Source organism: Calditrichota bacterium (assembly GCA_016867835.1).
Classification (GTDB): domain Bacteria; phylum Electryoneota; class AABM5-125-24; order Hatepunaeales; family Hatepunaeaceae; genus VGIQ01.
Window position 1 is genome coordinate 1 of sequence record VGIQ01000044.1, and the last position, 20797, is coordinate 20797.

The 20797-nt window shown below is 58.3% G+C and carries 16 protein-coding genes; 13 read left to right on the top strand and 3 right to left on the bottom strand.

Annotated elements, in window-relative coordinates:
- Positions 1-33: 33 nt before the first annotated feature.
- Complete coding sequence (locus FJY67_06205; GenBank protein ID MBM3329052.1) at positions 34-567, top strand: hypothetical protein; 534 nt, start codon at positions 34-36, stop codon at positions 565-567.
- 72 nt (positions 568-639) lie between these two features.
- On the opposite strand, the gene FJY67_06210 is transcribed toward FJY67_06205, so the two are convergent.
- Complete coding sequence (locus FJY67_06210; GenBank protein ID MBM3329053.1) at positions 640-1707, bottom strand: RluA family pseudouridine synthase; 1068 nt, start codon at positions 1705-1707, stop codon at positions 640-642.
- A 142-nt stretch (positions 1708-1849) separates the two neighbouring features.
- On the opposite strand from FJY67_06210, the gene FJY67_06215 reads away from it, so the two are divergent.
- The 8 genes from FJY67_06215 to FJY67_06250 all read left to right on the top strand — a co-directional run bounded on the left by FJY67_06215 (position 1850) and on the right by FJY67_06250 (position 10383).
- Positions 1850-2842, top strand: coding sequence for an AAA family ATPase (locus FJY67_06215; protein MBM3329054.1), 993 nt, complete (start codon positions 1850-1852; stop codon positions 2840-2842).
- A 31-nt stretch (positions 2843-2873) separates the two neighbouring features.
- Positions 2874-3749, top strand: coding sequence for a DUF58 domain-containing protein (locus FJY67_06220; protein ID MBM3329055.1), 876 nt, complete (start codon positions 2874-2876; stop codon positions 3747-3749).
- 128 nt (positions 3750-3877) lie between these two features.
- Positions 3878-4753, top strand: coding sequence for a hypothetical protein (locus FJY67_06225; GenBank protein ID MBM3329056.1), 876 nt, complete (start codon positions 3878-3880; stop codon positions 4751-4753).
- Between the two features lie 8 nt (positions 4754-4761).
- Positions 4762-5751, top strand: coding sequence for a VWA domain-containing protein (locus FJY67_06230; protein MBM3329057.1), 990 nt, complete (start codon positions 4762-4764; stop codon positions 5749-5751).
- Positions 5748-6770 carry a VWA domain-containing protein gene (locus tag FJY67_06235; GenBank protein MBM3329058.1) on the top strand — a complete coding sequence of 341 codons (1023 nt, stop codon included), beginning with the start codon at positions 5748-5750 and terminating at the stop codon, positions 6768-6770. The genes FJY67_06230 and FJY67_06235 overlap by 4 nt, the downstream gene beginning before the upstream one ends.
- A 4-nt stretch (positions 6771-6774) precedes the next feature.
- Entirely contained in the window at positions 6775-7536 is a 762-nt protein-coding gene (locus FJY67_06240; GenBank protein MBM3329059.1) for a tetratricopeptide repeat protein, read from the top strand.
- Positions 7537-7645: 109 nt separating this feature from the next.
- Positions 7646-9631, top strand: a complete 1986-nt coding sequence (locus FJY67_06245) for a protein BatD (GenBank protein ID MBM3329060.1) — start codon at positions 7646-7648, stop codon at positions 9629-9631.
- Entirely contained in the window at positions 9628-10383 is a 756-nt protein-coding gene (locus FJY67_06250; GenBank protein MBM3329061.1) for a hypothetical protein, read from the top strand. The genes FJY67_06245 and FJY67_06250 overlap by 4 nt, the downstream gene beginning before the upstream one ends.
- 21 nt (positions 10384-10404) lie before the next feature.
- On the opposite strand, the gene FJY67_06255 is transcribed toward FJY67_06250, so the two are convergent.
- Complete coding sequence (locus FJY67_06255) at positions 10405-10779, bottom strand: hypothetical protein (protein ID MBM3329062.1); 375 nt, start codon at positions 10777-10779, stop codon at positions 10405-10407.
- A gap of 212 nt (positions 10780-10991) precedes the next feature.
- Complete coding sequence (locus tag FJY67_06260; GenBank protein MBM3329063.1) at positions 10992-11966, bottom strand: NAD-dependent epimerase/dehydratase family protein; 975 nt, start codon at positions 11964-11966, stop codon at positions 10992-10994.
- Between the two features lie 1196 nt (positions 11967-13162).
- On the opposite strand from FJY67_06260, the gene FJY67_06265 reads away from it, so the two are divergent.
- The 4 genes from FJY67_06265 to FJY67_06280 all read left to right on the top strand — a co-directional run.
- Positions 13163-16216, top strand: a complete 3054-nt coding sequence (locus FJY67_06265; GenBank protein ID MBM3329064.1) for a hypothetical protein — start codon at positions 13163-13165, stop codon at positions 16214-16216.
- 167 nt (positions 16217-16383) lie between these two features.
- Positions 16384-18537 (top strand): T9SS type A sorting domain-containing protein, encoded by a 2154-nt coding sequence (locus tag FJY67_06270; protein MBM3329065.1) that lies wholly within the window; start codon positions 16384-16386, stop codon positions 18535-18537.
- Positions 18538-18754: 217 nt separating this feature from the next.
- A complete protein-coding gene (locus FJY67_06275) occupies positions 18755-19144 on the top strand; it encodes a hypothetical protein (GenBank protein MBM3329066.1) in 390 nt (129 codons plus the stop codon).
- Positions 19145-19671: 527 nt separating this feature from the next.
- Positions 19672-20797, top strand: a 1126-nt coding sequence (locus FJY67_06280; protein MBM3329067.1) for a hypothetical protein, incomplete at its 3' end; no start/stop codon positions are given.

Below are 20797 nucleotides of genomic sequence, written 5' to 3' on the forward strand. Positions count from 1 at the left end.
TCGTTGCGGGTTGGAATTGCCTACACAGGGATAATGCTTCTCTACACCCTCTTCTTGCGACGGGTGATGGTGCTCGATGTGATCGTCATAGCTACGGGGTTCGTCCTGCGGGTCTTGATGGGGGGGGAGATGATCGAACTGCCGGTATCGCACTGGCTTCTGCTCTGCACTTTTTCGCTCGCTCTCTACCTCGGGATGATCAAGCGGCGGCAGGAGATTTCTGTTCTTACAGCGGGCGAAGGCGAACCTGGCTCGCGCCGGGTGCTTATGAACTATCCACCGGTCGCAATCATTGATGGTTGGATAAGTGCGCTCTCGGCAATGGCGCTGCTCTGTTATGCGCTCTACACAGTCGATCCGGAAACGGTTGCCAAACACCACACTGAAGCGCTCATCTACACGCTTCCATTGGTCGTCTTCGGCATCTTCCGCTACCAGAAACTTGCCCTGACCGGCCGCGCTGGCGAAGATCCGGCGACTCTGGTGACGACCGATACCGGCATCCGTCTGACGCTCATACTCTGGGCGCTCACCTCAGGGCTTATCCTTTACCTTGCCCGAGTCTGATTAGATTAGTGGTGCAGGGTGTCCACACCCGGCACCACCGTCGGGTGAGACACCCGACGGCAAAAAAATCCTCTACCTTGCCCGAGTCTGATTCTTCTCCCGCAATCGGTCGAGTACCGTTTGGAAGTCATCGGGCAGCGGCGACTCAAAACGGAGTCGTTCGCCAGTAACCGGATGCTCAAAACCGAGCAGTCGGGCGTGAAGGAGTTGCCGGCGGGCGATTTCGAGGTAGTCTGCAGCCTCGCTCCGCGCGGCGGTCGAGAGCCGTCCCATCTGGCGGTTGCGACCGCAATAATCCGGATCGCCGAAGACCGGGTGTCCGACATCCGAGAGATGAACCCGGATTTGATGCGTCCGGCCGGTTTCGAGGCGCAGCGCAAGCAAGGTCAGAAACGGAAAGCGCTCGATCTGCGTCCAATGGGTGCGGGCCTCTTTGGCTGAATCCTTCACCCGACCCGATGCGTCGGGCTTCGCTACGGCATATTTGAGGCGGTCGGTCGGATCGCGTCCGATGGGTCGGTCGATGGTGCCCTTTGAGTGGCTGAAAGGCCACCAGGCAAGAGCCCAATACTCCCGTTCCACAGTGTGCTCCCGGAACTGTTTCGCAAGTCTCGACATCGCCGGTTCGCGCTTGCAAACGACCAGCAGCCCGGAGGTTTCCTTGTCGATACGGTGGACGATGCCGGGCCGGTCAGGGTCGTCGTCGGCAGCCGGCTCGACTTCGCCATAATGCGCGAGCAGCGCGTTGACAAGCGTCCCGCTCCGATTGCCTTTGGCCGGGTGGACGATCATCCCGGCCGGCTTGTCTATCACCACCAGGTAGTCATCTTCATAGACCACTTGAAGCGGAATCGGCTCGGGCGTCAGTTCCAGCGGCGGCCGGGCCAGGAAGGCGAGGTCGATTCGTTCGCCGGGTTTGACCTTGTGCGACGGTTTGGAGGGACGGCCGTCGATCGTTACCCGGCCTTCGGCGATGGCGAGTTCAACCTGCGAACGGGTGATCTCACGAACCTGCCGGGCGAGAAAGACATCGAGCCGTTCCGGCTCCTTGCCGGACGGAATCACAATGGCGACCTTGCGCAGTACCCGGCCTTCTGTTTCCTCGGCTGGCAATGGACGTGATGACTCCTCGTGAAGCATGCCTAAATATAAGCGCTCGAATGCTCAATTGCTCAAGCGCTGAAGAGTCGTCAGCAGAATGGAACTTTGACCTGCTCCGCTCGTTTGATTGAACAAGAGTGGGCTTAATCATCATCATAAACATCTTCACTATTCGATGGCATTGAATTACGAAGCGATCGAAGCGCTCACCCGCGAAGTCGAGCGCGAAGGGCGGTTTGCCAAAATCCTTGAAGCGGAGATTGGCAAGGCTATCGTCGGCCAGAAGCGCATGGTTGACCGCCTCTTGATAGGACTCCTCGCCGACGGGCATATCCTGCTGGAGGGCGTTCCCGGATTGGCAAAGACGACGGCCGTCAAAGCCGTGGCGCGAGCCATTGCAGTGGACTTTCACCGGATCCAGTTCACCCCCGATCTGCTTCCGGCGGACTTGATCGGAACGTTGATCTACAACCAGCGCGACGGGCTCTTTCAAGTGCGCAAGGGGCCGATCTTCGCCAATTTCGTGCTGGCTGACGAGATCAACCGGGCGCCGGCAAAGGTCCAGTCCGCACTCCTCGAGGCGATGCAGGAGCGGCAGGTCACGATCGGCGAAGAGACCTTCCATCTGCCCTCACCCTTTCTTGTGCTGGCGACGCAAAATCCGATAGAGCAGGAGGGCACCTACCCGCTTCCGGAAGCCCAGACGGACCGGTTCATGTTCAAAGTGCTCCTCGACTATCCCGAGCGCACGGACGAACTTGAGATCCTTAGGCGCGGCGACACCTCCGCTGCCGATCAGGTCGATGTCGTCGTCCAGCCGGCTGAGATTCTATCCGCGCGAAATCTGGTCGGGCGCATCTACGTCGATGAGAAGGTTGAAAACTATGTCCTGGACGTCGTAACGGCGTCCCGCCAGCCGGGACGATTCGGCCTTGAGAAACTACGCGACAAGATCCGTTACGGTGCGTCGCCGCGAGCTTCGATCTTTCTCGTCCGGGCGGCGCGAGCTCACGCCTTTCTGCGAGGCAGAGGATATGTGACGCCTGAGGATATTCGGGCCATCGGATTTGAGACCCTTCGCCACCGGATCATGGTAACGTTTGAAGCCGAAGCCGACGAAGTAACCGCCGACGACATCATCCGCGACATCTTCGACCATATCGAGGTTCCATAGACTCTTGAGCAAGGGAGAAACCTCAGTCCCTATCTCGCGGGAATTACTGCGCAAGGTGCGGCTGCTTGAACTGCGAACCCGGCTCAAGGTTCGCGATGTCTTTGCGGGGCGTTATCACTCGGTCTTCAAAGGACAAGGTATGGACTTCGCCGAGGTGCGCGAATATACCCCCGGCGATGACATTCGCACCATCGACTGGAACGTCTCGGCGCGATTCGGGCATCCCTATGTGAAACTCTTCCGGGAAGAACGCGAACTGACGGTGATGCTGTTGGTCGATATCTCCGGTTCCACTGACTTTGGAACCCGGACGACCCTGAAGCGTGAGATGGCGGCAGAGTTAGCCGCGCTGCTGGCCCTCAGTGCTCTTACCAATAACGACAAGGTCGGTCTTCTCCTCTTCAGCGACCGGATCGAGCACTTTGTCGCACCCCGCAAAGGTCGTCAACATGTCCTGCGCTTGATTCGCGATGTGCTCGCTTTCAAGCCCGCATCGACCGGCACCTCGATCAGCGGCGCGGTCGAGTATGCACTGCACGCGCTCAGAAAGAGATCCGTGCTCTTCTTGATAAGCGACTTTGAAGGGGACGACGACCGGCGGGCTGTTCGCGTCGCGGCACGCAAGCACGACCTGATCGCGCTGGAACTCTTCGACCCGCGCGAGCGTCGGTTGACCGACGTCGGCTACGCACTCGTCGTCGATCCCGAAACCGGACATGCCGGCTGGTTCGACACCGGTTCAAAATCTATTCGGGAGAAGTTCGAAGCGATCTGCAATGCACAGGTCGAAGAGCGCCGCGCATTTTTCAGAGCCAATCGCATCGACCGGATCGAACTACCCGTCGATCAACCTTACTTGATGGAATTGGCGAAGTTCTTCCGAGCGCGCGAGCGGAGGCAGTCGTGAAAGGGAAATGCAGAATCGAGAGTGCGGAATGCAAGTGCTCCTCACCTGATTGGCCCTCGTATTTCCTTATACTAGCATTAACATTAGCATTAACATTAGTTAGCACGGCGTCTCCAATCGATATCGAAGTGGCGCCGCGTTCGATCACGGTGGGCGATCCTGTCGAGGTGCTTCTCAGCGTCGATGCCGGTGATGTCGAGCAGGTCATTTGGCCCGCTGGAGAGGTTTGGTCACCGGCGGAAATCTTGAAAGTTGACACCTTGAGCGCTTCGGGAAGCCTGCGCTCGATGCGCTATTCGCTATCTCTCTTTGAGCCGGGGCGGATAGATTTGCCCGATTTGCCGGTCGTTTTTTTGCGGGAAGGGAACCAGCCGGATACGTTATGGCTCGATCCCGGTTCGATAGAAGTAAGAAGCATCATCGCAGCAACCGGCGACTCAACTTTGCGCGACATCCGCCCGCCCGTTAAACTGCCGCTCACCTTGCGCGAATTGGCTCCCTACCTGCTTGCAGGAGGAGGGCTCGCGGCATTGGCAATAATGGGCTATCTACTCTACAGAAAGCGAGTGCGAAAGGAGCGCCCGATCTTTGCTCCACCACTTCCGCCACCGGATCAGATTGCACTCCGTAAACTTGAGGAACTGCGCGTCAGACGACTTTGGCAGGATGGCTATGTCAAGGAGTATCACAGTGAACTGACTGATATTATGCGGGAGTATTTGGGCCGACGTTTCGACTTCAACGCCCTCGATATGACCAGCGAGGAGATACTCGCGCTCCAGCCGCAATGGGCGGCGGACGACGATCAGGGACTGATGCTGCGTCGAATCCTTACCGGCGCAGATTTGGCGAAGTTCGCCCGATTTAAACCGGCACCGCGCGAAAACGAGCGAGCGCTCGACGACGCGTTCAAATTTGTCAGTTTGACGGGGTCAAGTTCAGCCTTAACGGATAGCCGGGATGCTTCCGCTCCTATGGCTTCTCAAGTGGACAAAGCCTCTTGACTCAGTCATTGGCATCGCCTGAACTACTGGCGCTGGCGCTGGCTGCGATACCGCTCATCTGGCTTTACATCCGGCGGGCGCGGCGGATCCGACAACGCTCAGTGTTCCGGCTTCCAACCTATCGGGTTCTGAACGGTCAACCTGGAGGACGCTGGAAACGTTACTTTGTCCATGCTCCCGCTGCAGGTCGTTGGGGTGCGATCATCCTCATGGCAATCGCCTTGGCCCGGCCGCAGTCGGTAAGCAGCGGCGAAGACGTCTGGAGCGAGGGCATCGACATCGTCCTGGCGCTCGATATTTCGGCTTCGATGCTGGCGCGCGACCTGCGTCCGGACCGGGCTGAAGCCGCCAAGTCGGTCGCTGCCGAATTCATTGCCGCCCGTCCAAACGACCGGATCGGGCTGGTGCTGTTCGCCAAGCATGCTTTCACCCAATGCCCGCTTACCATCGATCACGACATTTTGCGGGAACTTTTAAGTCAGGTTGAGATCGGGCTTGTCGATGCCGACAACACCGCCATCGGGAGCGCGCTCGCGACGGCTTTGAAGCGGCTCGATGCGACGACCTCCAAGTCCAAGGTGATCATCCTGCTTACCGACGGGGAGAACAACTACGGCCTCCCGCCGACGACTGCAGCTGAAGCCGCGCAGGCGCTCGGCGCACGGGTCTATACCATCGGTGTCGGGACGCGCGGCACCGCGCCCTACCCATCACGAGACGTCTTTGGCCGCATCGTGATGCAGCAGGTGCGGGTCAGCATCGATGAGCCGCTCTTGCGAGAGATTGCCGGTTCGACCGGCGGACGATACTTCCGCGCCACCGACGAAAACAAACTACGCGAGATATTCGCTGAAATCGACCGTATGGAGAAACAGCGGACCCTGGTGCGTGCCTATCGCAAGCATGCCGAGATGTTCTATCCCTGGGCTTGGGGCGCGTTCGCATTGGTTGTGGCGGGACTGTTTATCGAGGGCTATTTTCTGCGGAGTGCGGTATGATTCGTTGGGCGCATCCCGAATACCTGCACCTGCTTTGGACGCTGCTCCTGCCGCTTGCGATGATCGTCTTCGAGCATCGTTGGCGGCGCCGGGCACTCGCGCGGTGGTCGAGCCCGCAACTGCTCGATGTCATTGTCCCGGGACGTTCGCCGGAGCGAATCCTCATCCGCAGGATTTTGGTCCTGTTGGCTTTGGGCTGCACCCTGCTATCTCTTGCCGGACCGCGAGTCGGAACACGGCTTGCGCAGGTGAAGCGGGAGGGCATTGACCTTGTGATTGCCATCGACCTTTCGCAATCTATGGAGGCAGAGGACATTGCGCCCAGTCGGTTGCACAAGGCGCGATTCGAGGTAGTTCGTCTGCTGAGCCGCTTGCGGGGCGACCGGGTTGCGTTGGTGCCCTTTGCGGGAATCGCCTTCGTGCAGGTGCCGCTTACGCTTGACTATGCCGCAGTCGTTACCGCTCTGAACGCCATCCAACCGGGGCATGTGCCGCAGTCGGGAACGGCCCTCGGAGGCGCTATCCGGCAGGCTATGCGGTCCTTTCGGCCGGAATCGAAGGCGCGGCGCGTGATCCTGCTCGTTAGCGATGGCGAGGATCACGAAAAGGGGGCTATAGAAGCCGCCAAAGAGGCAGCGCAGGATAATATCACCATCTTTACCGTGGCGATGGCTACACCGGCCGGCGCACCGATTCCGGAGCGGGATGCGCGTGGCAACCTACAGGGCTATAAGAAAGACCGTGCCGGTCAGACCGTCGTCACCCGCCCGGACGAAGAACTCTTAAGCAAAATCGCCGCAACCGCCGGCGGGACATTCTACCGCGCAACGCCTGCCGGCGACGAGTTCCGGCAGATTGTCGATGCGCTCGGGGGAATGGAAAAGGAGACTTTCGAAAAGCGGCAGTTCACCGACTTTGAAGACCGCTTCCAATATCCGCTTGTTGCCGCATTCATTCTGCTCCTGATGGCGGAAGCTATCCCCGGCTGGAAGCGGCGCAAGGAAGTACTGGAGGTATGAACCTATGACCATGAGACAACTCATTCTATCCCTCATAGGTGCAGTTCTCCTGCTATCGGCGGATGCACTATATGCTGACTCGCCGCGTAAGTCGGCATCGCGCGGTGTCGAACACTTCAAGCGCGAGGAGTTTGACAAAGCGCTGGCCGAGTTCATGGCGGCGCTCGACAAGGACCCTTCGCGCCCCGAAATACGTTACGACCTTGGCACCGCGCTCTATAAATTGCAGCAGTTTCCTCAAGCCGCAGAAGCGCTCTCCAAAGCCGCGTCAAGTTCGGATCCAAAGTTGGCCGGCAATGCCTGGTTCAACATTGGAAATGCGCTCCTCGGCGAGCAGAAATTCGACGAAGCCGTCGCCGCCTACAAGCAAGCCCTGAAACTCAACCATCAGGACGAGGACGCCAAGCACAACCTTGAGATGGCGCTCCAAATGAAGCAGATGATGCAGCAGCAGATGCAGGCGCGGAGCGACTCAACCGGTCAGAAGAAAGACCAGCAACAGAATCAACAGAAGTCGCAATTGCAACAAGATAAGCAGAGTCAGGAAGAAGAGCAGCAAGAACCACAGCAAGCAATGAATGGCGCCGATTCGACCGGGCAGAATGAGGATGAACCACAACCCGAGCAAATGGCTGAACGAGGCCCGATGAGCCGGGAGGAGGCACGCAAACTCCTGCAAGCACTCGAAAATGAAGAGCAGGAAGCGCAGAAGGAGAAACTGAAGCGACAGTCCGGCGAACCAGCCCGGCCGGAGAAAGATTGGTGATGCAAATGCTGATGACAATGACAATTCAAATGCATGAGCGATTGGGAGAGGTTGTAGTAATCAGTCTTTCCACGTGCCGTTGGGTGTCCCCACACGACGTTGGTGTCAGGTGCAGACACCTGACACCACGATACTTCCGCGTGCAGTCCGGCGAACCAGCCCGGCCGGAGAAAGACTGGTGATGTTGATGCTGATGATGATAGCAATTCAAGTGCATAAGCGTTTGGGGAAGGGCGTAGCAATCAGTCTTTTTAGTGTTCTGGCCGCTTTCCCGTCGATGGCGGCGACGGAGTATGATTTTCGCGCCTCAGTTGATCGGACGTCGGTAGCGACAGGCGAACGACTGACATACACTATCACGCTTAGCGGCACTTCGACTTCGCTGCCCGACGTGTCGCCGCCCGGCTTCGAGCAGTTTGAAATCATCATGGGGCCGTCGTCATCGACCAGCGTCCAAATAGTTAACACCCGCATCACTTCGACGAAGACGCTCACCTGGGTCTTACGCGCGTTGCAGCCCGGGTCGTTCACCATCGGGCCGGCACAGTTCAAACAGAAGAGCCGGATATATAAGACCGGGCCGATTCTAATCCAGGTTGGCGCATCAAGCGCAGCCGGATCCGGGACCGGAAGCTCGCATAGCGAGACATCGTCCCGCACTGGACAAGGACGGGATGATTCGTCGCTACCCCAAGCCTCCGGAATCCGCGCGGGAGCCCCCCCCGATATCTTCATATCCGCTTCCGCGGACAAGTCCACCCTCTACAAGTTTGACCGGTCGGTCGTTACATACCGGCTATATCTGCGCGCCAACGTCTCCAACTACAACTTTGCCAAACTACCCGCTGCGACGGGATTCTGGCAGGAGGAGTTTGAAATCCCGGCGCGTCCCTCTTTAAGCGACGCAACAGTAGGCGGGGTGGCTTATAAAGTCGCAGTCATCCGCAAGGTCGGTCTCTTTCCAACGCGAGCGGGAAGTTTGACTCTCGATCCCCTTACCTGCGACGTCACAGTCGAGCGCCAGACTTCGCGCCGCAATCGCGATCCGTTCGACATTTTCTGGGACGATCCCTTCTTTGGCCGCACCCGGCGGGAGGTCGTTACGGTCTCGACCGATCCGCTGCGGTTCAATGTGCACGACCTGCCGGAGGAGGGCCGGCCCGCCGAATTCAGTGGCGACGTCGGCGATTATAACCTCAGCGTAGAATACGACCGCCGCGAATTGACGCAGAACGATGCCTTGACCATCAAGGTGACAGTCTCCGGTGCCGGATATCTGAAGTCGCTGTCCGCGCCGAAGATCGCGCTGCCGTCAGGATTCGATTACTTTGCCCCCACCTCAGAAGAGAAGGTCTCGATAGTAGGCGAAGAAATGCGGGGTCGAAAGGTCTTCACATATCTCGTAATTCCCCGACGGACGGGGCGCTTTACGCTTGAACCGGTGCGCTTCAGTTATTTTCATCCCGGGTCAAAATCCTACCGTACTGCAGCCGCGGGAGGAATAACGCTCGACATCGCGCCGTCGGCAACCGGTGTGGCATCGTCGGGAGGTGTCAGGTCGTTGGAAGTGAGTCTGCTCGACAGCGATATACGGTTCCTTAAGTCGGTCACGGGTGACCTGAAGCGGCTCCAAGTCCCACCTTACCGGATGCCGTTTTTCTATATCCTGATGGTGCTGCCACCGTTTCTCTTCTACGGTGGGGTGCTTTTCGAGATGTATCGTGACCGGCTATCTGCTGATCCGACTGCGGTTCGACGCCGTCGCGCGCCCGGAGTCATGAGCGAAGCGCTGCGCACAGCCGACCGACGGCTACAAAAGGGCGACGCGCTCCCGGCTCTCGAAGCGGCAACGCGCGGCCTCGAAGAGTTGGTTGGCGCGCTGATAGATGAACCGTCGGCGGGACTCACCAGCGATCTTATTCGATCCCGACTTGAAACCCGCGGAACATCCGATGCGTTGGTGGCTGAGGTGCTGTCGCTTCTTGCCGCAAGCGACCGGGCACGATTCGGGCTGAGAGGCATCGAAGGGGATGAGACCGTCAAAATCCTGGTGCGAATGAGGGATTGCTCGAAGTCGTTGGAGGCGTTGCTATGAGAGCGATTTTGATGATGATGATGATGATAATAGGGATCGGTTATGCGGGAACCCCCGAGTTGCTCTTCGAAGCCGGCAGCCGGCACTATCTGGCCGGAGAGTATTCCGAAGCCATCGCCAAGTGGAGTCAGGCGCTTGAAGCGGGAGTAGCAGATGGAGCGCTTCTTTACAATCTGGGCAATGCCTATTTCAAGATCGACGACCTTGGCCGGGCGATCCTCTACTGGGAACGGGCTGCCAGAATGATCGGAGAAGATGCCGATCTAAAGTCCAACCTCGCAATAGCCCGCGCGCGGCTGGTGGATAAGACCGATGAGTCTGTAAGACTGCCGGTTTGGGATGCCGTCGATCGCATACGTGATGCCCTCCCGGCAGCGACGCTGGGTTGGCTTGCCATCATTCTATCTCTGCTGACCTTTGGCTTGATGGCGCTGCGGCGTTGGGGACGGGGAATGCTTCGGGCACTCACTTCCGGGCGGTGGATCGTCAAGCCGTTTGGGATTTTGCTTACCCTGATCCTGTCGTTGCTGATCCTGAAATGGCAGGCGGAGTCTGCCATTCAAACCGGGATAATCGTCGCTCCCGAAGCGGAAGTGCTCAGCGCTCCATCGACTGGAAGCGCCAAGTTGCTCTTCACCTTGCACGCCGGCACCAAGGCGCGAGTCTTGCGGAAAGTGGGGGAATGGTACGAGATTACCGTTGGAAGCGAACGACAGGGGTGGGTGCAGAGCGAAGCAATCGGCGTGATTTGACAGGGGCGCGGCTATACCTTTCTACCTGACGAGCGGCTCCCACTGCGATGTTCCGGGGAAGGGCCAGGGTCTGAGGTGGCAGTGCGGATGATCGGGAATCTGCCGCTGTTCCCAATCGATAATCCAGAGCGGATCGGCGTCCCCGTGAAAGCGGCGAAACTTCACCGGGATCGTCACTTCAATGCCGTTCGACAGGAGTTGTCCCAGAATCCGCTTTGCAGATTCGCGATCGGTCGGGTTGAAGGCTGACTGATGCGCCTTCAAGACCGCCATCGGAGTCCGGCAGACGAGGCAATCGACGACGATTAATTGCTCGTCCTCGTAGTGCAATGGAGTCAGCACTTCGCCGTCGCGAGCCAGCCGGCAGAGCGGGCAATTGGGGTCGTAAGTGATCAAGTTGATATACTAAGAAGTGTCATCCTGAACGAAGTGAAGGGTCTCGTTTGAAGGAGATGTCTGACTGCGTTCAACATGACATATTAGGTAGTGCATTCTACTGTGATATCGTTTAGTAGGACAGACAAGAATGTCTGTCTTAAGGATGATTATGTTTGTTGCACTGATAGATATCGACTTTCGTCTGCTGGATATAGAACATCCCCCCTCATCTACAGCCATCCTTCCTCCCGATACCATTCGACGGTATTGCGGATTCCTCTCTTTAAATCAAATTCATTACTATAGCCGACTTCGGTGCGAAGCGGTGAATCATCGCACGTCCAGGCTGGCTGGAGCAATTCGAGCACCTTCCGGCGGGAGAGAATCGCCGGAACACGGTTTCCGGATAGGAACTCCGCAACCGTCGCGACTGGCATCCCGGCCCAACGTGGCAAGGCGATCCAGCGCGCCCGACGGCCGAGCAGTTCCTCGACGAGCCCGGCAAGCTCGTGCAGTGTGTGATCTGCGCCGTCGGTGACGTAGCGCACGGCGCCGGACGGCCCTTCCCAAGTTAATGCCAGGCAAATGGCACGGGCGAGATCGGCGACATGGACCAGGGAAAAGGGCATCGAGCCGTCACCGAGCCGAATCTTCCAACCCTTGTTTATCATTCGCATGTAGCCCAGGAACGACCGGTCATAAGGCCCATAGACCGGCGGCGGCCGCAGTGCCGTCCACCAAACGGAGCCGGCGCCGTTGCGCAAGACCTCTTCGCCCGCCAGTTTCGACCGGCCATAGGCAGTGATCGGTTCGTCGGGATCGTTCATGGTGCGTCTGCGGTCAGAAAGCGACGGCCCCCCGGCGGCGAGGCTGCTGCAATAGAGCAGTCGTTCGACGCCTTCATCGCGGCAGGCCCGCACAATATTCGCTGTGCCGTCGCGATTGACCCGGTCGTATTGGCGTGGATCCGGCGTCCGGATGAGGCCGGCGAGGTGAACGACGTCCTGACAGCCCCGAGCGGCACGGGCGAGCGACTCGTAGTCGCGCAGGTCGCCCTCGGCGCGCTCGACCTCGGGCGGGAGGCGCGTCGGGTCGCTTGAGCGGCGCACCAGAGCGCGAATCCGCCAGCCTCTCTCGGCCAGTTCCCAAACGGTAGGGTCGCCGATGAAGCCGGTTGCGCCGGTTACGAGAACTCTACGACTCATCGACCGTCTGCCCCCGGCGCAAGTCGGAGCAAGTGAGTGCTTTGCACCATCTTATTTCAATGTAGTCAGGGATCGCTTCGTCGGAAAGTCTGAACTCCTCAGGAACTACACTTGACTTTTGGAATGTGAATTGCGATATTAGCGGCTGATAAGCGACTGCGTGTTCCGGCAAGGTTGGCATGACAGGGCGAAGATTATTGATATTGCGAAGCATTCGTTCCTGGGGAGCGTATTCGCGACTCCTCATCCAGACAGGACTCACCTGCAAACTCTGCACGATGCCGGAGGGTATCGTGCAAATCCTGCATATCGGACGGAGACCACCCGTCCTCTCGGCATTTTTGCATACTTCAAAGACAATTTCCGAGTGCTGTTGGGTGCCCCCACCCGACGGTATGTGTCAGGTGAGGACACCTGACACCACTTATTGTGCCGTTGGGTGCCCCCACCCGACGGAAGGTGTCAGGAGAGGACACCTGACACCGCTTATTGTGCCGTTGGGTGTCCCCACCCGACGGAAGGTGTCAGGTGTGAGGGCACCTGTGACACCACTTATTGTGCCGTTGGGTGCCCCCACCCGACGGAAGGTGTCAGGTGAGGGCACCTGACACCGCTTATTGTGCCGTTGGGTGCCCCCACCCGACGGAAGGTGTCAGGTGAGGGCACCTGACACCGCTTATTGTGCCGTTGGGTGCCCCCACCCGACGGAAGGTGTCAGGAGAGGACACCTGACGCTGCTTATTGTGCCGTCGGGTGTCCCCACCCGACGGAAGGTGTCAGGAGAGGGCACCTGACACCGCCTATTGTGCCGTCGGGTGCCCCCACCCGACGGAAGGTGTCAGTTGAGGGCACCTGACACCGCTTATTGTGCCGTCGGGTGCCCCCACCCGACGGAAGGTGTCAGGTGAGGGCACCTGACACCGCCTATTGTGCCGTTGGGTGCCCCCACCCGACGGAAGGTGTCAGTTGAGGGCACCTGACACCGCTTATTGTGCCGTTGGGTGCCCCCACCCGACGGAAGGTGTCAGGTGAGGGCACCTGACACCGCCTATTGTGCCGTTGGGTGCCCCCACCCGACGGTATGTGTCAGGTGAGGGCACCTGACACCGCTTATTGTGCCGTTGGGTGCCCCCACCCGACGGAAGGTGTCAGGAGAGGGCACCTGACACCACCATAATTGACTTAGGGAGGCAGCAATGCGTCGGTTTCTCGTATTCCTGATGTTTGTGACTCTTGTAGCCGGCTGCGATGATGAAAGCAGCACCGGCCCGACCGGGCCAAGTTTGGCGCGGGTCGTGATCAGCGGCTTGCCCGATTCGATTTGGGCGCCCGAAGGCTGGGCCGTCGATCTTCCACTTTCGGTCTATGCAACGGATCGCAGCGGCAACCCGGCACCCGGAACGCCCGTCGATCTGGTCGTTTCAACCGGGCTTGGGTCGCTCGAACCGCCGCGCGTAACGACCGGCGTCAACGCGCGCGGTTCGTCAAGTTGGCGGTTCGCGATGCCGAGGGGGCTGCAAAAGGTGCAGGTCTCGGCTTATGCGAACGGCGTATCGGCGAGGGCGATGGTCACTCTTCATGGGACCGGCATCCCTGCGAGCGTCCGACTGACGACGGAAACGCCGCGCGTCACGCTCCCCTCAGGCGGATCGGCGAATATCACCTTGAAAGCCGAGGTCGCCGACTCAAACGGCAACCTGCTCGAAGGCATACCGCTGACTTTTCGACTTGCAGGGTTTGATGCCGGGCTGCCCGTCGGAGCCGTAACCGGGGAAGCCATTACCGATAAGGACGGCACCGCGACCGTCGAATACCGGTCGCTCGGGGAGTTCGGTGTGGTGCGGGTGCTCGCCATAGCCGCAAATCCGGACGGAACCGAACGCGCCGTCGGCTCACAGGACTTGACAGTGGTGCGGCTTGAGGGGACCGTGGGGCGGATTGAACTTGCCGTTGAACCGTCCCAAATGAGGCTTGAGCCGGGCGCAGACGGAGCGGCACAACTCTCGGCACTGGTGATTGATCGCAGCGGCAACCGGGTGCCGAATATCCAGGTCACCTTTCAAGCCGATCAAGGCGTTGTGCAGACCTACGCCCTGACCAATGCCGAAGGCATCGCGCGCGCCGAGTATCACTCGGGCGGCAATGCAGTCGGGACGGTCAATGTCACCGCCAGCATCGCCGGAACAGACGTGTCGGCGGAGGCACGCCTGCTCATCCTGCGGCCGCTGGAGGGCGCCCATCTCGAGATCTCATCCGATCGCGGAGCAATCTTTGCTGACAATGGGCAGACGGTGGTGAATCTGATAATTTACTTGCGCGATAGTGACGGACAAAGGCTGGCCGGCCGGGAGATCACATTCCGGTCGCAGTTTGGAATCACCAACGGTCCGGTTATGACCGACGACTATGGAGTAGCACGGGCGATCTACTCAGATATCGGTATGCCCTCCGTTGACGAGCGCGGTAACCCCATACCGGATGTTGTGGTGGCGCGCTGCCTCGCGCTCGGCATCGAGGCGTCGGTCGAGATTACGATTTTGCCGCGGAGTCCCGTCAACAGCGTATCGCTGCGTGCCGGAGCGGTTCAAATGATTGCCGGTCGGGGCGATTCGACAGCCGTCGTAGCAACATGCCTGCTGGCCAACGGAGCCTTCGCTCCCGCAGGAACCTTCGTTATCTTCGATGTCGATGAAGGTCGGTTCAGCAGCGCCGGGGTTCCGGTTGTCGGTACATCCGGTCAAGCCGAAACCAAGTATATCGCCGGCACCTTGGTGGGAACGGCTCACCTGACGGCTTCGGTGACGAATCGGCCTCCGGATTCCAACGAAGTCGTCTCGAACATCGTCGAGATCCAACTGATTCCCGGCCCGCCGAGCCAGATTCGGGTTACTACCGACAGGCCCATCCTCATCACCAATGACCTGCGGGACTTTGCCACCATCCGGGCGTTGGTGACGGACACCTTTGGCTTTCCTGTTCGCCAGGGGACATTGGTTAACTTCACGACCGACCTAGGCAACCTCACCGGTTCGGCCGCGCTGACCGATTCGACGGGCTCGGCGTATGCGCGGCTCTTCAGCGGCGTTGCGTCCGGACGGGCGACGGTGCGGGCGAGCGTGACGCTCCTTGGCGGCAGGGGTACCATTTATGGTGAAACCGTAGTCGAGTTCATTCCCGGATCGCCGGCATCGCTCGTGTTGACGGCCGAGTCATCGACGATTCAGGTCCGCGGAAGCGGAGGCGGCCGGGAGAGCACCCGCCTGACCGCCAATATTCGCGACGCCAGCGGCAACCCGGTCGAAACGGCTACCACAGTCGTATTCCAACTCGTGCGTTCGGAGGCGCCTCCGATTGGCGGCGGTATCAACGGCCGGGGCCAGATCGACTCGATGGTCGCCGTCGGCGGCTCGGCAACGGCGACGATCTTCTCCGGCACAAGAATCGGAAGTATGCTGCTGCGCATCTATACCTGGCGAGATATTGAAACCCGGCAGGATACGATAAGCGCCTTCATCAACATCGCTGTAGTAAGCGGCCCGCCGTTCAGTATGGAGATCGACGCCGGACGCTACGGGGACGACCTGGGAGGAGCGCTCTGGCAGATTCCGGTCTCGGCGCGGGTCTGGGATCTCCATCGCAATCCGACCTCGAGCAACGCCGTCGTCGTCTTCACCGTCGATCCACCAATCGCCACCATCGAAGCTGCGCCCATCGAAAATGGCGTCGTCCTAACCTGGCTGGTCTATCATTCGCAGAACACCTTCCAGGACATTACCATCGCTGCCGAAGTGAATACCCCGGGCGGTCTGGTGACCGGTGAAATGCACATGAAACTGCCGCTCCAGCGCGGAAGGCTCGAACTGGCGGCCGATCCCGGCAACTGGATGATCGACGACAACCCGAACCTGCTGGTGCGCGTCTGGGCGACGCTGGTGGACGGGCACGGAGTGCTGATCAACAAAGCTCCTATCCGGTTTACAACGACGCGGAGCCGGTACTGGTGGTATGACCTGCAGGCGCGCAACTACCGCGAGTTCTTTCCCGATCGGGCAATCAAACTGACCGGCGTCGTCGATGCCCGCAACAACGAGCCGGACGGCGTGGCGACGGTTTTCCTGCGCGGGACGATTGACGACTTCTTCCTCGATCCTTTCACCCTCGAGGTGAGCGTCCGCCTCGACGCGGTGGTGGATGGCTACGAGGAGGCCTATGCCCGGCCGGTAACGATCCTCGTGAGCCGGCACGGGTAGAGCAAAAGGCTCTTGGAGGGCGGACATTGGCTGCGCCTTTGGCTTGCCCTGTTCCAGTCCTGTCCACCCTGAGTTGGAAGTTCGTTTTGTCAAGGGCGGACAGGAATGTCCGCCCTCCAAAACCGATTTTCTGCACTGATTAGCAGTAACAAGACCATCATAATCCAATGAAAACACATGCCATCCGACTCGCCGTCGCAGCCGCCTTCGTCCTCACGACGCGCCTTGCTGCGGACGTTCCGACGGTCTATTTCACCTATCTGACGAACTACGAGTCGACAGTATACCAGGAGATCATCTGGTTCTGGACCGCTGATACGCTTTGGGGGCGGTATCATTCCAACGATTACATCGGTCTGAAGTATTCTCCCTTCATCCCCGGGCGAGTCTCGACGTCGCAAGACCGCTTCATCTACTATCAGCCAGGCAACATCGACTACGGTCGTCTAATAACCAATGCCCCCCAGGTTCCCATTCCCAATGTCGCAACCGACCTTCGTGCGCGCTCCAATCCCTTCATAACCGATGGTAACGGCCGGATGATGACCTGGATCAAGATGCGGGGTGGTCGCGGGATCGACATCTACCAATACCCCATGGGATCGGCGCCGCGGGAAAGCCTGGTGATGCATCTCGGTTATATTTACTGGGGCGCTATTTTCGTAAATGGCCAGGTAGAAGTGGAAGGGACAGTATTTGGAAAGTTCACCATCGGCTCGTCTGGCGATATGTGGCTGCTGGACGACGTCAAGTATCATGGGGCAAACATTCGCACCGGCTATTTTGGTGACGACACCCCTGATGAAGGCGGAATGTCGCATATGCTGGGGCTGGTCTCGGAGGGGAACATCATCATCAAGAACACCTGGCGAAACGGCAGGAATAACGGCTATGGTGTTGATCCCAACAACTACGAACGGCACTCGATCGCGATCAATGGAGCGCTCTGCGCGCTCGGGCAGGTGATCACTTATCCGAACCGTTCCGGCTTCACCTTCGAGAACCAGAACGACGACTGGGAATATTTTCAAGGCCCATCGCCCGACGAACGAGGTCACATCTTCATGAAAGGTAGTTTGACTCAGTGGCGGCGGGGCTATGTCCACCGCGCGAACCACGGTGGCACGGGGTATATCAGGAGTCCCATTCGTTATGACCATCGCTTCGATCGGATTGCTCCACCCGGATTCGATCTCACGCCATATGCCGATCTGGAAGGCTACCGGGCTTATGTCTATCTCGATGGAGGAGCGCACACCGTGCGGCAGTTTGAAGCCGGGACGCTGATCCTCGAAGGCGGGACAACGCTGCTACTCGACGGCATCGACGCCCTCGCCGTCCGGGATCGTTTCGAAGCGCGCGGGACGGCAGAGCGGCCGGTCATCATTCGCACTATCGGCAACATCGGGACGTCGGAGGTCGAACTGGGCCGGGGGCGCGGAGCGGTCGTCCTGGCGAATCATCTCGAAGCAGCCGACGGGATTTCCTTTCGAGTCGTCGCAGATACGATCCGGCTCGACAACGCCAGCCTGCGCGGCGAGGTCTGGCTGGAGGGCGGTCTGACGCTTGACAGTTCGTCCTTCAAGAGCCGCGTCGATGTTCGGACCTGGAGCAGCCTTCTGGTCTCCCGGTCGCTCTTTCGGGAAGGCCTTGTCATTAGCGGACGGGGCAGGGGAGAGGTCGTCAACAACACCTTTGCAAGCCACCGTTTCGACGGCATCCGAATCGACGACTGCCGGCGGCTCGAAATCGTCAACAATATCGTCGCCTTCGGCGGCTATGGTCTCCGGCGGGTACGGGGAGACTCGATAAGAGTTTCTTACAATCTGGTCTATGACAACGTCTTCCGCAACTACGACGGGGTCGAGCCGGGCGAAGGCGCTCTCAGCCGCGATCCGCTTTTTGTCGATCGGCGGAGGGATGACTTTAATCTGCTCGCGGGGTCTCCGGCCATTGATTCAGGCGATCCCTCCCGGCCCCGCGATCCGGACGGCTCAAGAGCCGACATGGGAGCCTATGCCTTCGGTAGAAGGCTGAGTGTTGATGATAATGAAAATGTCGATGGCACTTCCGGCAGTTATCATTTGACGGCCTGGCCGAATCCGTTCAACAGTCGGGTGACGATTAGGTTGTCAGGTGTTTTGACGGAGGAAGGGACATTGACCATCTATGACGTTGCGGGTAGAGAGGTGCTGCGCGAGGTTATCCACGGGCTTGAAGTTGTGCTCGACGGAAGCCGGCTCGGCGGGCCGGGGATCTATCTGGTAATCCTGAAAAGCGGTAGCAGAAGCCATGGGATAAAGGTGGCTTATGTCAAATGAGAGTGAGTCATGGTGTTGTCGCGTAGGGGCCGAAGCCGCTGTAGGCGCTTCGTGCCCGATAGCAGAAGGGTGGAATCGACTCGTATCGGCGGGCAGGTTATTTTGGGCGGACTCGTTGAAGACCTTGACAACATCCTCTTACAGCCGTATTTTGTGAAAACCTTGCCTCGGGCTACGGCTCGGGCACACTATCAATCCAAACTGATTGGAGGATGGTATGAACCCGAGAACGAATCTGTCGCTGGCAGTGCTGGTTCTGCTGGCGGTCTTCAGCCTCTTCGCCGCGCCGTCGGAGGCGTGGGCGTTGGACCAAGAAGTCAATTTCTCAGTTCAATGGCAGGGCTTGGCCGACCCATACAATGTAGATGCGAAGGCGATCTTCCTCAATAGTCAGGGGCAGGAAGTAGCTGCACTGCCACTAACTACGCAGGATAATGTCAATTGGACAGGAACATACAATAATGTTCCCTCTACGGCCACACGGGTCATCCTGGTGTTCGATGACAGCCGTTTCAATTGGGATATCGGATCACCCCACGCAGCACAAGATATCAATTGGGGGAATCCTCAACCCATCAACTTCAACGATGCATGCTGGCAATGGTAGGCTATTGCCTGAATAGGCGCACAGAACAGGGTGGCGGTCCATCGACTTCAGGCCGCCACCCTGAATCTGTAAGAGTATATGGGAGATACAATTTCCTCGCAGTCGAATTGCTCGTGTGCCTGGTGTGTTCAGCATCTGCTCAACCTGAGGTAGCCGGTGTTGAACTGTTGGACGGCGGAGCGGCGGAACGAGAGGGTTTTTTTGATATCTATGCAACACAGGGTGGGAATCTAGCTCTGTGCGGCTGGGCAGGTGCACAAAGTTGGGTTGTGCTCGTTGATGAATCGATGGAGACCATTTGGTCTCGGCGATATGAAGGCACAACGTTGTTTAGTCTGATTGAGTCAGACAACTCCGACCTTGTTTGCGGTGGGAGCATCAATGGGTTCGGTGCCTTGAGGGTTAGTGATGGCGGTGAACTTCAGTGGCAGAGAACCTATGACCAGGGTGTTTGTTCAGCTCTTATAGAATTGAAGGATGGGCAGTTTCTTTTAGCGGGATGGACTGGAAGAACGGCAGGCTTTCTGGTGCTGGCAAACGGTGATGGTGAACCCGTCTGGCAGAGAACCTACCGCATGTGGGAAGATTGCAACGACTGCTATTTCACATCCGTAAGGGAATTGGACGGGGATGTTATTGTAACCGGCAATGGCAGGGCGCCTGACAGAGTGCGATTGGCATGGACGATGAGGATCAACATGGAGGCCGGAGAACCGGTTTGGGCTGATACTACACGATTCGGTAATGTAATCTACGCCTTCCCGACGAGTATCGTATCGGCACCCAACGGGGACTTTCTTATCGGTGGCAGAGCCTATGATGGTGCAAACGGCATCTATCGTCCACTACTCCTGCGAATAGGCAGCAATGGCATCGTCAGATGGACGCGTACTTTTAACTTGGAGGGTTATAACCGGGTCAACGGGAATACCCTTTATCGTATTCAAGATATTGGCTTTCTTTATTGTGGGACTATCATCATGGAGGGAAATCCGAGGCGGGGCTTTATTTCAAGACTTGACCAGAACGGTCAGATTCTATGGCAAAGAATATTCCACTTCGACCAGGACAATCGTTTCCATCCTGCCTCAAATGGACTCGAATCCGTCGTAATTGGACTTGATAGAGGTATCTATTGTGCGGGAACGGTCAACAACAGGGCATTTGGCCGCGGACAGGACGGCATCATTGTAAGGCTGGAGCCCGAGATCGATGGGGCTTTGATTGTGCAACGTGAGCCTGTCGATTCGCTACTTGATGTTCTTAAAGGTGATTCCATCCAGTTCCTCTTGCGTGCTCGAAATCAGCGTGGTCTGGACATCTCATATCGGTGGTCTTATCTGGACACCATACGCTCGATTGATACGACCGTTACGATTCGATTTGATACGCTTGGCAACCACTCTGTATTATGCCGGTTAGACGTTGAGGATTGGATTCAGGAAGTAGAATGGAGAGTCAATGTGGCGTCTCTTTTCATCACTTCCCACTCCCCCGACACACTGTCCCTCACCCTCCAGCGCAACAGCGAGATCGACTTCGCCCTCGACTCCATCGCCTACATCGGGGATATGGAAAATCTCCGGTATGAGTGGATGATTTACGACTCGACGGCGGTGCGGTGGGAGGAAGTGGGAGGGGATGACCGGATCG